Here is a 14,620-nt window from a genome sequence, read left to right as displayed (position 1 = left end):
TGGGGGCAACAGGCGGCTGTTATACTCGCGGCCATTTTCAAACACGTGTGAGATTCAATGGAACGCTTTATCGAAAACACAATGTACGCCTCCCGCTGGCTGCTGGCGCCTATCTACTTCGGCCTGTCCCTTGGGCTGCTGGCTTTGGCACTGAAGTTCTTCCAGGAAGTCTTCCACGTCATCCCCAATGTCTTTTCCATGGCCGAATCGGACCTGATCCTGGTGTTGCTGTCGTTGATCGACATGGCGCTGGTGGGTGGTTTGCTGGTGATGGTAATGATCTCCGGTTACGAAAACTTCGTTTCCCAACTGGACATCGACGACAGCAAGGAAAAGCTCAACTGGCTGGGCACCATGGACTCGTCTTCCCTGAAGATGAAGGTGGCGGCTTCCATCGTGGCGATTTCCTCCATCCATTTGCTTCGAATCTTCATGGACGCCAAGAACGTCGATCCGGAGCACCTGCAGTGGTACGTGATCATTCACATGACGTTCGTAGTGTCGGCGTTCGCCATGGGGTACCTGGATAAAGTGACCAAGCACTGAAACAGACAGACGGTGGCGTTTGTGGCTTGTACTTTGATGCGGCGAGGCATATCCCTGTAAAGGTAATGGCTCGCCGCATGAGGTGCGTTCATGAACCTGCAAGAGTTGAATGCTTATGCCGTCGCCGGAAAGGTCGATGAGCTGAATCTGATCTCGATGGAAGGCGGGATCTACCTGCTGGAGGCGCGGATGCATGGCGCAGCCTATCCTTTGAGCGACACTCACGGCCACATGATGCACCTGCGTTCCGTGGAGCATGCCCGCGATGTGCTGCGCTCCTTTCCCAGGTTGAACTTCAACCTTGTGCATCATCTGGTGCATGACGAGATGTGCGGGCTCGGTGGTATCGATGAAAGTCTGAAGGTGCCGATCGATCAGCGTTCCACCCCGCAGCGCTGACGGCTCTGATCAACACGATGGCATCTGTGCTAGTCTGCTGGCCCTTTTGGTTCCGGGCGTTCCGGGACGCGCTGTGCGTGCACGGCAAGTTCCCGGGCCGTCCGCACAGCGGAGCAGTGTCATGTCCGAAGTAAATCTGTCCACCGACGAAACCCGCGTCAGCTACGGTATTGGCCGTCAGTTGGGCGACCAACTGCGCGACAACCCGCCACCTGGCGTTAGCCTGGACGCGATCCTGGCAGGCTTGACCGACGCATTCGCAGGTCTGCCAAGCCGCGTTGGCCAGGAAGAAATGTCCGCCAGCTTCAAGGTGATCCGCGAAATCATGCAGGCCGAAGCGGCCGCCAAGGCTGAAGCGGCCGCTGGCGAAGGCCTGGCCTTCCTGGCTGAAAACGCCAAGCGTGACGGCATCACCACCCTGGCGTCCGGCCTGCAGTTCGAAGTACTGACTGCCGGTGAAGGCGCCAAGCCATCCCGTGAAGACACCGTGCGTACTCACTACCACGGCACCCTGATCGACGGCACTGTGTTCGACAGCTCCTACGAGCGCGGCCAGCCTGCGGAATTCCCGGTTGGCGGCGTGATCGCCGGCTGGACCGAAGCCCTGCAACTGATGAATGCCGGCAGCAAATGGCGCCTGTACGTGCCGAGCGAACTGGCTTACGGCGCTCAAGGCGTTGGCAGCATCCCGCCGCACAGCGTTCTGGTATTCGACGTCGAGCTGCTCGACGTTCTGTAATACCCAGCCCTATATCACATCGGGCCAATGTGGGAGCGAGCCTGCTCGCGAAGACGGAATGTCAGTCAGCATTAATGTTGAATGTCAGGCCGCTTTCGCGAGAAGGTTCGCTCCCACAGTTTTTGCGGTGCTCTTCATATTTCGATCTTGTGATGCAGCTCACTGGTCGGGCGCAGCGCCCGGGCATAGCAGAACAGAAACAGATTTCTCACCACCTCCTTGAGCACCACTGGCTCGCTGGAACTCAAGCCATTGAGATCCAGGTCACCCTGATCCTGCAGTTCACTCAGCGCTTCCTCTTCAAGCACTGCACAGACTTCCCCGGTTTCCCGGTGGAGGATTCTCAGGTAAGGGTGTGGGCGGTCCAGCCAGGCATCGATCAAATAAGTCATGTCTCATCTCCATTGAATGGGTTTTAATGAGAATGATTCTTATTCATCAAATAGCAAGGGCCTATTGGCCGATTGTGGCTATTTCCGGGTAAGGATTGCGCTGGGTCAAAACGGCTGGCGTTTAAGGGAGGGCGAAGCGCCATCCCACGACGGGCGCGGGATGGGATACAGCAAAATCAGACTTTTCTGACAAACTCGGATTTGAGTTTCATCGGGCCGATACCATCGATCTTGCAGTCGATGTCGTGATCGCCATCGCACAGGCGGATATTCTTGACCTTGGTGCCGACCTTGACCACCAGTGACGTGCCTTTGACCTTGAGGTCCTTGATCACGGTGATGGTGTCGCCGTCCTGCAGGACGTTGCCGACCGAATCCTTTTTCACCGCGTCATTGGACACCGCTTCGGCTTCGCCGCTGGCGGACCACTCGTGAGCGCACTCGGGGCAGATCAGCTGCGCGCCGTCTTCGTAGGTGTATTCGGAATTGCATTTCGGGCAGGGTGGCAATGTGCTCACTAAGGCTCCTTGGATTCAGGATCGCTAAAAAGCGCACATTGTATAGGGTTTTAGGCGGCTGGGGGGGAGTGCCTGAAAACCTGTAGGAGCGAGCCTGCTCGCGAAGAACTCAAGGACACCGCGTTTATCCTGGATACCCGCGTTGTCGTTAACGTCCATCGCGAGCAGGCTCGCTCCTACAGAACAGCGGCAATCAGTGCGTGCGGGCGACCGCAAACTCGCTCAATTCGACCAGCGCATCGCGATACTCGCTGGCGGGCAACGCTTCAAGGCACTTGATCGCACGGGCCACGTAATCGCGGGCGAGTTGTGCGGTGTATTCCAGCGAGCCAGAGGCTTCGACGGCTGCACGGATGCTTTCCAGGTCTTCGATGCCGCCTTTCTGGATCGCTTTGCGCACCAGGGCTGCCTGCTCCGGCGTGCCTTCGCGCATGGTGTAGATCAGCGGCAGGGTCGGCTTGCCTTCGGCCAGATCGTCACCGACGTTCTTGCCCAGGGTTTCGGCGTCGCCTTTGTAGTCGAGCAGATCGTCGACCAGTTGGAACGCCACGCCCAGGTGATCACCGAAGGTGCGCAGCGCTTCGCTCTGTTCGGATGTTGCACCGGCCAGGGCCGCGGCGCTGTGGGTCGAGGCTTCGAAGAGCATCGCGGTCTTGCCGCGGATGACTTCCATATAGGTTTCTTCGGTGGTGCTGGCGTCACGGACCTTCGACAGCTGCAACACTTCGCCTTCGGCGATGATGCGCGTGGCTTGCGAAAGAATTTTCATCACCGGCATGGAGCCCAGTTCGACCATCATTTCGAAGGAGCGCGAATACAGGAAGTCGCCCACCAGCACGCTTGGCGCATTGCCCCACATGGCGTTGGCGGTCGAGCGGCCACGGCGCATGCCGGACATGTCGACCACGTCGTCGTGCAGCAGGGTCGCGGTGTGCAGGAATTCAATGGTTGCGGCCAGCAGGCGCAGGTCATCGCCTTCGCGGCCCAGGGCCTTGCCACACAGCAACACTAATAAAGGTCGAAGGCGTTTGCCGCCGGCCGAGGTGATGTAGTCACCGATTTTCGATACCAACGGCACTCGGGAAGTCAGCTGCTTCTTGATGATGCCGTCGACGGCGCTAAAATCGTCCGCGACCGCGCGGTAGAAAGCTTGGGGTTGCATCAGCGACAGTCGCTCCAGAAGGGTTGCGCGGCATGCTAGGACCCACGTCCGGGCCTGTCAAGGCGCGATGGACGGCCTATTGCAAGGCGCTCGTGCCTTGCGTACAATCGCGCACCCTGAACTTCCTGGGCAGCACCTGCCTTACGCAATTGCAAGCGGCCTCCAGCCAAATGCAGCCATGCCAGCCAATACCTCTTCTTATAAAGAGCTGGGTGAGCAGGATTATCGGAGAAATACCATGTCTTATGCAGTAATCGTTACTGGCGGCAAGCAGTACAAAGTCGCCCCAGGTGAATACCTGAAGATCGAAAAACTGGAAGTCGCTACCGGCGAATCCGTTACCTTTGATCGCGTTCTGTTGGTTGCCAATGGCGACGACGTGAATATCGGCGCTCCAGTTGTTGCTGGCGCTACCGTTGTGGCTGAAGTGATCTCCCAAGGTCGTCACGATAAAGTCCGCATCATCAAGTTCCGTCGCCGTAAGCACCACATGAAGCGTATGGGCCACCGCCAGTGGTACACCGAGATCAAAATCACCGGTATTCAGGCTTAATTTCAGCCTAATTCCTCACTAGGAGAATTGAACTCATGGCACACAAAAAAGCTGGTGGTAGTACCCGTAACGGTCGCGACTCAGAAGCCAAACGCCTTGGCGTGAAGATGTATGGCGGCCAGGCTATCAAAGCAGGCAACATCATCGTGCGTCAGCGCGGCACCCAATTCCACGCTGGCTACGGCGTTGGCATGGGTAAGGATCACACCCTCTTCGCTAAAGTCGAAGGCGTGATCAAGTTCGAAGTAAAAGGCGCCTTCGGTCGTCGTTACGTGAGCGTAGTCGCGGCTTAATTGCGCGATCGCTGGAAAAGCCCTGTCTCGCGACGGGGCTTTTTCGTTTGTGGGGTGAGTCTCTTGCAAAACTGTTTGTATGGGCTGTCGGCGCGCTGGACTGTGCGGTCGTTGATTGAGGTCGCTGCGCTCATTTTTGCAAGAGTCTTATGTCTTAGTGTTTTTCGGCTCGTCCGTATGGCGAGAGGCGTTGTGTAATGAAGTTTGTTGACGAAGTATCGATTCGAGTAAAGGCCGGTGACGGCGGCAACGGTTGCATGAGCTTCCGTCGCGAAAAATTCATCGAGAACGGCGGTCCTAACGGTGGTGACGGTGGTGATGGCGGTTCCATCTACATGATGGCCGACGAAAACCTCAACACCCTGGTCGACTACCGTTACACCCGGCACTTCGATGCCGAGCGTGGCTCCAACGGCGGCAGCACTGACTGCACCGGCAAGAAGGGCGAGGATCTGGTCCTGCGTGTGCCTGTGGGCACTACGGTGATCGACTCGGCCACTCAGGAAGTGATCGGCGACCTGACCAAGGCCGGCCAGAAGCTGCTGGTTGCCCATGGCGGCTGGCACGGTCTGGGCAACACCCGTTTCAAATCCAGTACCAACCGTGCGCCACGCCAGACCACGCCGGGCAAGCCGGGCGAGCAGCGTGACCTCAAGCTGGAAATGAAAGTGCTGGCGGACGTGGGCCTGCTGGGCTTGCCGAACGCCGGTAAAAGTACCTTTATCCGTTCGGTGTCGGCCGCCAAGCCGAAAGTCGCCGACTATCCGTTCACCACGCTGGTGCCAAACCTGGGTGTGGTCAGCGTCGATCGCTGGAAAAGCTTCGTGGTCGCGGACATTCCGGGTCTGATCGAAGGCGCTTCCGATGGTGCGGGCCTGGGGATTCGCTTCCTCAAGCACTTGTCGCGTACGCGCCTGCTGCTGCACCTCGTGGACATGGCGCCACTGGATGACACCAGTGCGCCGGATGCGGCTGAAGTCATCGTCAGCGAGCTCACCAAATTCAGTCCGTCCCTGGCTGAGCGTGATCGCTGGTTGATCCTGAACAAGTGCGACCAGATCCTCGACGAAGAGCACGATGCCCGCGTCAAGGAGATCGTTGATCGTCTGGAGTGGACCGGCCCGGTTTATGTGATCTCGGCCATTGCCAAGCAGAACACCGAGCGTCTGTGCCACGACATCATGCGTTACCTGGAAGATCGTGCCGATCGCCTGGCTAACGACCCGGCCTACAAGGAAGAGTTGGCTGAACTCGATCAGCGCATCGAAGATGAAGCCCGTGCGCAATTGCAGGCGCTGGACGACCAGCGTGCCCTGCGTCGCAGCGGCGTGAAGTCGGTCCACGACATCGGCGACGATGATTGGGATGAAGAAGATGTGGATGACGAAGACGGTCCGGAAATCATTTACGTGCGCGACTGATTCGGTAGGAGCGTGGCTTGCCCGCGAAGGCGGTCTATCTGTCTGATCGCGGTGTTATCATCGCTGGCAGGCCGGCACTTTAAGCGCCGCTCAATCGAGCGGCGTTTTGGTATCTGGAAATCGGAACTCACGAATAACGTCACGGGCAGCGCTGGGTCGCGCTGTCCTCAAGCTAAGGTTGAAGATGATGCGGAGCAAGGTGACAGGTGCGCAGCGTTGGGTCGTGAAAATCGGCAGCGCTTTGCTGACGGCGGACGGCAAAGGCCTGGATCGCGCAGCAATGGGTGTCTGGGTAGAGCAGATGGTGGCTCTGCATGAGGCGGGTGTCGAGCTGGTGCTGGTGTCCTCCGGGGCGGTAGCGGCCGGTATGAGCCGTCTGGGCTGGACTGCCCGACCCAGTGCGATGCACGAGCTCCAGGCCGCGGCTGCAATCGGTCAGATGGGCTTGGTGCAGGCCTGGGAGTCAAGCTTTGCCGAGCATGGCCGGCACACCGCGCAGATTCTGCTGACCCATGATGACCTGTCGGACCGCAAGCGCTACCTGAATGCCCGCAGCACCTTGCGCGCGCTGGTCGAGCTGAAGGTCATTCCGGTGATCAACGAGAATGACACCGTGGTCACCGACGAAATCCGTTTCGGCGACAACGATACCCTGGCGGCGCTGGTGGCCAACCTGGTCGAGGCTGATTTGCTGGTGATCCTGACGGATCGCGATGGCATGTTCGACGCCGATCCGCGCAACAATCCCGATGCCCAGTTGATTTACGAAGCGCGTGCCGATGATCCGGCGCTTGATGCGGTGGCGGGTGGTACCGGTGGTGCATTGGGGCGTGGTGGCATGCAGACCAAATTGCGCGCTGCGCGCCTGGCGGCGCGTTCCGGGGCGCATACGATCATCGTGGGTGGGCGCATTGAGCGTGTATTGGATCGCCTCAAGGCAGGTGAGCGTATCGGCACCTTGCTCTCGCCTGAGCGCGGCATGTTGGCGGCGCGTAAGCAGTGGTTGGCCGGGCATCTGCAAACCCGCGGCACCCTGGTATTGGATGCGGGGGCGGTGACGGCATTGTCCCAAGGCAACAAGAGTTTGCTGCCGGTTGGGGTCAAATTGGTGCAGGGCAGCTTCCGTCGCGGTGAGATGGTGGTCTGCGTCGCGCCGGACGGTCGAGAAATTGCTCGTGGCCTGGCCAACTACAGTGCGCTTGAAGCGCAAAAAATCATCGGTCAGTCGTCTGATGCGATAGTCGGTTTGTTGGGTTATATGGCGGAGCCAGAGCTGGTTCATCGCGATAATCTGATTCTGGTCTGAGGGAATACCTGAATGCGTGTGGCAAAAGGATTGTTGGGGCTGCTGCTGGCGATGCCGCTGCTGGCTTCGGCCGAGGAAATTGGCCAGGTGTCGACGGTGTTCAAGTTCGTCGGCCCGAACGACCGGATTGTTGTCGAGGCGTTTGATGATCCGAAGGTCGCAGGTGTGACCTGCTATCTGTCACGTGCCAAGACCGGTGGCGTGAAGGGTGGTTTGGGGTTGGCTGAAGATCGCGCCGAGGCTTCAATTGCCTGTCGCCAGGTCGGGCCGATCAGCTTCAAGGGTGAGCTCAAGGATGGCGAGGAGGTGTTCAAGGAGCGCACCTCGCTGGTATTCAAGACCATGCAGGTGGTGCGCTTTCTCGACAAGAAGCGCAATACGCTGGTTTATCTGGTCTACAGCGATCGCTTGATCGAAGGCAGTCCGCAGAATGCGGTGACGGCGATTCCGATTTTGCCGTGGGCGCCCGTCCAGTAATAACGACGCAAAACCAATTGTAGGGGTGAGCCTGCTCGCGATAGCGGTGTATCAGTCAGTTTTGATCTCGACGGGTACACCGCCATCGCGAGCAGGGTCACTCCTACATTTTTTTTGCGTCGCGTTCGCCATATCGCAGGCAATAAAAAACCGACCCTGAGGTCGGTTTTTTAATGAGCGTGTCGCTTAGGCAGCAGCGGCAACGTTCAGGGCCTTGACGTGGCCATTCAGGCGGCTCTTATGACGAGCGGCCTTGTTCTTGTGGATGATGCCTTTATCGGCCATACGGTCGATAACTGGCACAGCCAGAACGTAAGCAGCTTGAGCTTTAGCAGCGTCTTTTGCGTCGATGGCCTTAACTACGTTCTTGATGTAGGTACGGACCATGGAACGCAGGCTGGCGTTGTGGCTGCGACGCTTCTCAGCCTGTTTTGCACGTTTTTTGGCGGAAGGTGAGTTGGCCACCGTCGAGCTCCTCGAAAGACTTTTTAGGAAATAGCAAACAAAATAGGCCGCGAATCATGCCGATGAGTTGAAGTCTTGTCAAGGGCGGAGGAAACGTTCCGCTAAGTGGTCGGCCCCGACCCCATGAAAACTACTGCGCTCGGCAATACAGCGTTGAAAGCAGGCTCGAAATGCTCATTGACGTTCGTCAACTCCGCTTTCTCGCCTGCTTTCGCCTTGTCTTGCCTTCGCTCGTCACGTTTTCATGAGGTCGTCTGCGCGGGATATTTCTTTCCGGCGTGTGACCTGTAAACTCGCGAGCTTTGGCTCTGTGCTGTTGCGGCGCGGAGTATCGCACAAGTAGGCGCGTAGTTCGCCTGCTGTTTATCGACAGGCACAAACTCTTTCAATGAATCTGCTCAAATCGTTGGCCGCCGTCAGCTCTATCACAATGCTTTCCCGGATTCTGGGATTCGTTCGTGACACCCTCATTGCGCGCACATTCGGTGCGGGAATGGCGACCGACGCCTTCTTTATCGCCTTTAAACTGCCCAACCTGTTGCGGCGCATCTTCGCCGAAGGGGCGTTTTCCCAGGCATTCGTGCCGATTCTTGCCGAGTACAAAACCCAGAAGGGTGAAGAGGCTACAAAAACATTTATTGCCTACGTTTCGGGTCTGTTGACGCTGGTGCTGGCGCTGGTCACGGCGTTGGGCATGATTGCCGCGCCATGGGTCATTTGGGTGACTGCACCGGGTTTCGTCGATTCCCCGGAGAAGTTCGAGCTGACCGCCAGCCTGTTGCGGGTGACCTTTCCCTATATTTTGTTGATTTCCCTGTCTTCATTGGCCGGCGCGATCCTTAACACGTGGAACCGCTTTTCGGTACCAGCCTTCGTGCCAACGCTGCTTAACGTCAGCATGATCGTCTTCGCGGTGTTCCTGACGCCGTATTTCCATCCGCCGGTGATGGCACTGGGCTGGGCGGTACTGGTCGGCGGCCTGGCGCAGTTGCTCTATCAGCTGCCCCACCTGAAAAAGATCGGCATGCTGGTGCTGCCGCGCCTGAACCTGCGCGACAGCGGCGTGTGGCGAGTGATGAAGCAGATGCTGCCAGCGATTCTCGGGGTATCGGTCAGTCAGATTTCGCTGATCATCAATACCATCTTCGCCTCGTTCCTGGTGGCCGGCTCCGTATCCTGGATGTACTACGCCGACCGCTTGATGGAGTTGCCGTCCGGCGTACTGGGCGTGGCGTTGGGAACGATCCTGCTGCCGACCCTGGCCAAGACCTACGCCAATAAGGATCGCCTCGAATATTCGCGCATCCTCGATTGGGGCCTGCGCCTGTGCTTCATGCTGGTATTGCCGTGCTCCCTGGCATTGGGGATTCTGGCCGAGCCACTGACGGTTTCACTGTTCCAGTACGGTCAATTCAATGCATTTGATGCCGCCATGACCCAGCGGGCGCTGATCGCCTATTCGGTGGGGCTGCTCGGGATTATTGTGATTAAAGTGCTGGCTCCTGGCTTTTATGCGCAACAAAACATCCGCACCCCGGTAAAAATTGCGATTTTTACCCTCATCGTCACGCAATTGTTCAACCTGGTGCTGATCGGTCCGCTGGCCCACGCGGGCCTGGCACTCGCCATCAGTGCCGGGGCCTGTCTGAATGCCGGGCTGCTCTTTTATCAGTTGCGCAAGCAGCAGATGTACCAGCCACAGCCGGGTTGGGCGAAGTTCGGCTTCAAACTGGTGGTCGCGGTTTCTGTGATGTCTGGCGTGCTGCTGGCCGGGATGCACTTTATGCCAGCCTGGGGTGAGGGGCAGATGCTTGAGCGCTTCCTGCGCCTGGGCGCCTTGGTGGTGGCGGGTGTGGTGGCCTATTTCGGCATGTTAGTGTTGATGGGTTTCCGTTTGCGCGATTTCAATCGCAAAGCGCTGGGCTAAGAGAAAACCTCGAAAAACATGGGCGGGCCGGCATTTTTGTCGGCTCGATGACTTTGGAATACGGTGTTGCCTGTCGTCGGCCGCCGGGTGTGGTTATAATCGACCACTTTATGAGCAAGAAGCGCGTTATGCAGCTGGTTCGAGGCCTCCACAATCTGCGCCCCCAGCATCGGGGCTGTGTCGCCACTATTGGCAACTTTGACGGTGTACACCGTGGCCACCAGGCTATCCTGGCGCGGTTGCGTGAGCGTGCGCTGGAGTTGGGCGTTCCCAGCTGCGTGGTGATTTTCGAGCCGCAGCCGCGGGAGTTCTTCGCTCCGGACACGGCGCCGGCGCGCCTGGCCCGCCTGCGGGATAAACTGCAATTGCTGGCCGCCGAAGGTGTCGACAGGGTCCTGTGCCTGGCGTTCAATCAACGTCTGAGCAAACTCAGCGCCAAGGCGTTCGTCGATACCATCCTGGTGGACGGCCTCGGCGTGCAGCACCTTGAAGTCGGGGACGACTTCCGCTTCGGCTGTGACCGGGTAGGGGATTTCGATTTCCTGCAGCAGGCCGGCGTGGTGCAGGGTTTTACCGTCGAAGCGGCGCAGACCGTCGAGCTCGACGGGATTCGCGTCAGCAGCACCCAGGTGCGGAATGCGCTGGCGGCTGCCGACTTTACCCTCGCCGAACGCCTGCTCGGCCGCCCGTACCGGATTGCCGGTCGCGTGCTGCACGGCCAGAAACTCGCGCGGCAGCTGGGTACGCCCACCGCCAACATACAACTCAAGCGCCGTCGCGTGCCGTTCACCGGGGTCTACCTGGTCAACGTCGAGATCGACGGCAAGACCTGGCCCGGCGTCGCCAACATCGGCGTACGGCCTACGGTCCAAGGTGATGGCAAAGCCCACCTGGAAGTGCATCTTTTAGATTTTGCCGGCGATCTGTACGACCGGCGTTTAACGGTGGTTTTCCACCACAAGCTGCGTGAAGAGCAGCGTTTCGCCTCTCTGGAGGCGTTGAAAACGGCGATCAACGCGGATGTCGCCGCCGCCCGTGCACTAGCCGCACCTAGCGCCCATCGCTAATGAAGAGCCTTAAATGACCGACTATAAAGCCACGCTAAACCTTCCGGACACCGCCTTCCCAATGAAGGCCGGCCTGCCTCAGCGCGAACCGCAGATTCTGCAGCGCTGGGACAGCATTGGCCTGTACGGAAAGTTGCGCGAGATTGGCAAGGATCGTCCGAAGTTCGTCCTGCACGACGGTCCTCCGTACGCCAACGGCACGATTCACATCGGTCATGCACTGAACAAGATTCTCAAGGACATGATCATCCGCTCGAAGACCCTGTCGGGCTTCGACGCACCTTATGTTCCGGGCTGGGACTGCCACGGCCTGCCGATCGAGCACAAGGTCGAAGTGACCCACGGCAAAAACCTGGGCGCGGACAAGACCCGCGAACTGTGCCGCGCCTACGCCACCGAGCAGATCGAAGGCCAGAAATCCGAATTCATCCGTCTGGGCGTGTTGGGCGATTTCGCCAACCCGTACAAGACCATGGACTTCAAGAACGAGGCCGGTGAAATCCGTGCCCTGGCGGAAATCGTCAAGGGCGGTTTCGTGTTCAAGGGCCTCAAACCCGTGAACTGGTGCTTCGACTGCGGTTCGGCCCTGGCTGAAGCGGAAGTCGAGTACGAGAACAAGAAGTCCTCGACCATCGACGTGGCATTCCCGATTGCCGATGAAGCCAGACTGGCGGCCGCATTCGGCCTGCCATCGCTGGCCAAGCCTGCTTCGATCGTGATCTGGACCACCACCCCGTGGACCATCCCGGCCAACCAGGCGCTGAACGTTCACCCGGAATTCAACTACGCCCTGGTCGACGTCGGCGACAAGTTGCTGGTGCTGGCCGAGGAGCTGGTCGAGTCGTGCCTGGCGCGATACAGCCTGCAAGGCTCGGTCATCGCGACCACCACCGGTAAAGCACTGGAACTGATCAACTTCCGCCACCCGTTCTACGACCGTCTGTCGCCGGTGTACCTGGCCGACTACGTCGAACTGGGCGCCGGCACCGGTGTGGTTCACTCCTCGCCAGCCTACGGCGTAGACGATTTCGTGACCTGCAAGAAGTACGGCATGGTCAACGATGACATCCTCAATCCGGTTCAAAGCAATGGCGTCTACGTGCCCTCGCTGGAGTTTTTCGGTGGCCAGTTCATCTGGAAGGCCAACCCGGCCATCGTCGACAAGCTGACCGAAGTCGGTGCGCTGCTGCACACCACCGTCATCGAACACAGCTACATGCACTGCTGGCGCCACAAGACCCCGCTGATCTACCGCGCCACTGCACAGTGGTTCATCGGCATGGACAAGCAGCCGACCACGGGCGACACCCTGCGTCAGCGTTCGCTCAAAGCCATTGAAGACACCAAATTCGTTCCGGCCTGGGGCCAGGCGCGCCTGCACTCGATGATCGCCAACCGTCCGGACTGGTGCATCTCCCGTCAGCGCAACTGGGGCGTGCCGATCCCGTTCTTCCTGAACAAGGAAAGCGGCGAGCTGCATCCGCGTACCGTCGAACTGATGGAAGAAGTCGCCAAGCGCGTCGAAGTCGAAGGCATCGAAGCCTGGTTCAAACTGGATGCCGCTGAGCTGCTGGGTGAGGAAGCGCCGCAGTACGACAAGATCAGCGATACGCTGGACGTATGGTTCGACTCGGGCACCACGCACTGGCACGTTTTGCGCGGTTCACACCCGATGGGTCACGAGTCCGGCCCGCGTGCCGACCTGTACCTGGAAGGTTCGGACCAGCACCGTGGCTGGTTCCACTCGTCCCTGCTGACCGGTTGCGCCATCGACAACCACGCGCCGTACCGTGAGCTGCTGACCCACGGTTTCACCGTCGACGAGTCCGGCCGCAAGATGTCCAAGTCGTTGGGCAACGTGATTGCGCCGCAAAAGGTCAACGACACCCTGGGCGCCGATATCATGCGTCTGTGGGTCGCTTCGACTGACTATTCGGGCGAAATGGCGGTTTCCGAGCAGATCCTGCAACGCAGTGCGGACGCCTACCGGCGTATCCGTAACACCGCGCGGTTCCTGCTTTCGAACCTGACCGGCTTCAACCCGGCCACCGACCTCCTGCCGGCCGAAGAAATGCTCGCGCTGGACCGTTGGGCCGTGGACCGCACCCTGCTGCTGCAACGCGAGTTGCAAGAGCACTACGGTGAATACCGCTTCTGGAACGTCTACTCCAAGATCCACAACTTCTGCGTGCAGGAGCTGGGCGGTTTCTACCTGGACATCATCAAGGACCGTCAGTACACCACCGGCGCTGACAGCAAGGCCCGTCGTTCGTGCCAGACCGCGTTGTTCCACATCTCCGAAGCATTGGTTCGCTGGATCGCACCGATCCTGGCGTTCACCGCCGACGAGCTGTGGCAATACCTGCCGGGCGAGCGCAACGAGTCGGTCATGCTCAACACCTGGTACGAAGGCCTGAGCGAGCTGCCGGAAGGCTTCGAGCTGGATCGTGCTTACTGGGACCGGATCATGGCGGTCAAGGTGGCGGTCAACAAGGAGATGGAAATCCAGCGCGCGGCCAAGGCCGTCGGTGGCAACCTGCAAGCTGAAGTGACATTGTTCGCCGAAGACGCGCTGAGCGCCGACCTGGCCAAGCTGAGCAACGAACTGCGCTTCGTCCTGATCACGTCCACCGCCAGTGTTGCACCGTTTGTACAGGCACCGGCCGACGCCGTGGTCACCGAAGTCAGCGGCCTGAAGCTGAAGATCGTCAAATCGGCCCACGCCAAGTGCGCCCGTTGCTGGCACTGCCGTGAAGACGTTGGCGTGAACCCGGAACATCCGGAAATTTGCGGTCGTTGCGTCGACAACATCAGCGGCACCGGCGAGGTTCGCCACTATGCCTAATGCCGTTGGCCGTTTCGGACGGCTGGGCTGGCTCTGGTTGAGTTTGCTGGTCCTGGTCATCGACCAGGCCAGCAAGTTCTACTTCGAAGGCAAGCTGGCGATGTACCAGCAAATCGTGGTGATCCCCGATTACTTCAGCTGGACCCTGGCCTACAACACCGGCGCGGCATTCAGCTTCCTGGCCGATAGCTCCGGCTGGCAGCGCTGGTTGTTTGCCTTGATCGCGGTCGTGGTCAGTGCGGTGCTGGTGGTGTGGCTCAAGCGCCTGGGGCGCAACGATACCTGGCTGGCAATCGCCCTGGCACTGGTGCTGGGTGGCGCGCTGGGCAATCTGTATGACCGCATTGCCCTGGGCCATGTGATCGATTTTATTCTGGTGCACTGGCAGAACCGCTGGTACTTCCCGGCGTTCAACTTTGCCGACAGTGCTATCACTGTGGGCGCAGTCATGCTGGCACTGGACATGTTCAAAAGTAAAAAGACCGGAGAAGCCGTTCATGACTGAACAGG

Annotated in this window: 16 protein-coding genes; 12 read left to right on the top strand and 4 right to left on the bottom strand. The window is 59.1% G+C overall.

The window, feature by feature from the left end:
* Positions 1-57 precede the first annotated feature (57 nt).
* The 3 genes from BJ917_RS28690 to BJ917_RS28680 all read left to right on the top strand — a co-directional run bounded on the left by BJ917_RS28690 (position 58) and on the right by BJ917_RS28680 (position 1,684).
* A complete protein-coding gene (locus BJ917_RS28690) occupies positions 58-546 on the top strand; it encodes a TIGR00645 family protein (protein ID WP_007990463.1) in 489 nt (162 codons plus the stop codon).
* Between the two features lie 90 nt (positions 547-636).
* Positions 637-945, top strand: a complete 309-nt coding sequence (locus BJ917_RS28685; RefSeq protein ID WP_096515055.1) for a DUF6482 family protein — start codon at positions 637-639, stop codon at positions 943-945.
* A gap of 121 nt (positions 946-1,066) precedes the next feature.
* Entirely contained in the window at positions 1,067-1,684 is a 618-nt protein-coding gene (locus BJ917_RS28680) for an FKBP-type peptidyl-prolyl cis-trans isomerase (RefSeq protein ID WP_056855672.1), read from the top strand.
* 134 nt (positions 1,685-1,818) lie between these two features.
* On the opposite strand, the gene BJ917_RS28675 is transcribed toward BJ917_RS28680, so the two are convergent.
* From BJ917_RS28675 to BJ917_RS28665, 3 genes are all read right to left on the bottom strand, one after another.
* Positions 1,819-2,076 (bottom strand): hypothetical protein, encoded by a 258-nt coding sequence (locus BJ917_RS28675; protein WP_096515057.1) that lies wholly within the window; start codon positions 2,074-2,076, stop codon positions 1,819-1,821.
* Between the two features lie 176 nt (positions 2,077-2,252).
* A complete protein-coding gene (locus BJ917_RS28670; RefSeq protein ID WP_096515059.1) occupies positions 2,253-2,594 on the bottom strand; it encodes a zinc ribbon domain-containing protein YjdM in 342 nt (113 codons plus the stop codon).
* 193 nt (positions 2,595-2,787) lie between these two features.
* Positions 2,788-3,756, bottom strand: coding sequence for a polyprenyl synthetase family protein (locus BJ917_RS28665; RefSeq protein ID WP_096515060.1), 969 nt, complete (start codon positions 3,754-3,756; stop codon positions 2,788-2,790).
* Between the two features lie 238 nt (positions 3,757-3,994).
* Between BJ917_RS28665 and rplU the strand changes: the two genes are divergently transcribed.
* The 5 genes from rplU (at position 3,995) to BJ917_RS28640 (ending at position 7,806) form a co-directional block, all read left to right on the top strand.
* Entirely contained in the window at positions 3,995-4,309 is a 315-nt protein-coding gene (rplU, locus tag BJ917_RS28660) for a 50S ribosomal protein L21 (protein ID WP_007950961.1), read from the top strand.
* Positions 4,310-4,344: 35 nt separating this feature from the next.
* The gene (rpmA, locus tag BJ917_RS28655) at positions 4,345-4,602 is read left to right on the top strand and encodes a 50S ribosomal protein L27 (protein ID WP_003281574.1); all 258 of its coding nucleotides are present in this window, start codon (positions 4,345-4,347) and stop codon (positions 4,600-4,602) included.
* Between the two features lie 197 nt (positions 4,603-4,799).
* Entirely contained in the window at positions 4,800-6,023 is a 1,224-nt protein-coding gene (cgtA, locus tag BJ917_RS28650; protein ID WP_096515062.1) for an Obg family GTPase CgtA, read from the top strand.
* Positions 6,024-6,210: 187 nt separating this feature from the next.
* On the top strand, positions 6,211-7,329 hold the full coding sequence (gene proB, locus BJ917_RS28645) for a glutamate 5-kinase (protein WP_096515064.1): 1,119 nt from the start codon (positions 6,211-6,213) through the stop codon (positions 7,327-7,329).
* A 12-nt stretch (positions 7,330-7,341) separates the two neighbouring features.
* Positions 7,342-7,806: a CreA family protein gene (locus BJ917_RS28640; RefSeq protein ID WP_096515066.1), complete on the top strand. Its 465-nt coding sequence runs from the start codon at positions 7,342-7,344 to the stop codon at positions 7,804-7,806.
* A gap of 186 nt (positions 7,807-7,992) precedes the next feature.
* Here the strand turns inward: BJ917_RS28640 and rpsT are convergent, their stop codons facing one another.
* Complete coding sequence (gene rpsT / locus BJ917_RS28635) at positions 7,993-8,271, bottom strand: 30S ribosomal protein S20 (protein ID WP_007970922.1); 279 nt, start codon at positions 8,269-8,271, stop codon at positions 7,993-7,995.
* Positions 8,272-8,659: 388 nt separating this feature from the next.
* Between rpsT and murJ the strand changes: the two genes are divergently transcribed.
* From murJ to lspA, 4 genes are all read left to right on the top strand, one after another.
* Positions 8,660-10,198 carry a murein biosynthesis integral membrane protein MurJ gene (gene murJ, locus BJ917_RS28625; protein WP_096515068.1) on the top strand — a complete coding sequence of 513 codons (1,539 nt, stop codon included), beginning with the start codon at positions 8,660-8,662 and terminating at the stop codon, positions 10,196-10,198.
* Positions 10,199-10,326: 128 nt separating this feature from the next.
* Positions 10,327-11,265: a bifunctional riboflavin kinase/FAD synthetase gene (ribF, locus tag BJ917_RS28620; RefSeq protein WP_172901647.1), complete on the top strand. Its 939-nt coding sequence runs from the start codon at positions 10,327-10,329 to the stop codon at positions 11,263-11,265.
* 13 nt (positions 11,266-11,278) lie between these two features.
* On the top strand, positions 11,279-14,110 hold the full coding sequence (ileS, locus tag BJ917_RS28615; protein ID WP_096515072.1) for an isoleucine--tRNA ligase: 2,832 nt from the start codon (positions 11,279-11,281) through the stop codon (positions 14,108-14,110).
* Positions 14,103-14,615, top strand: coding sequence for a signal peptidase II (gene lspA / locus BJ917_RS28610; protein ID WP_096515074.1), 513 nt, complete (start codon positions 14,103-14,105; stop codon positions 14,613-14,615). The genes ileS and lspA overlap by 8 nt, the downstream gene beginning before the upstream one ends.
* Positions 14,616-14,620: the final 5 nt, after the last annotated feature.

Origin of the sequence: Pseudomonas sp. WPR_5_2 (assembly GCF_003634475.1) — a bacterium.
Lineage (GTDB): Bacteria > Pseudomonadota > Gammaproteobacteria > Pseudomonadales > Pseudomonadaceae > Aquipseudomonas > Aquipseudomonas izuensis.
The sequence above is the reverse complement of the archived record's forward strand: the minus strand, read 5'-3'. Positions and strand labels throughout refer to the sequence as shown.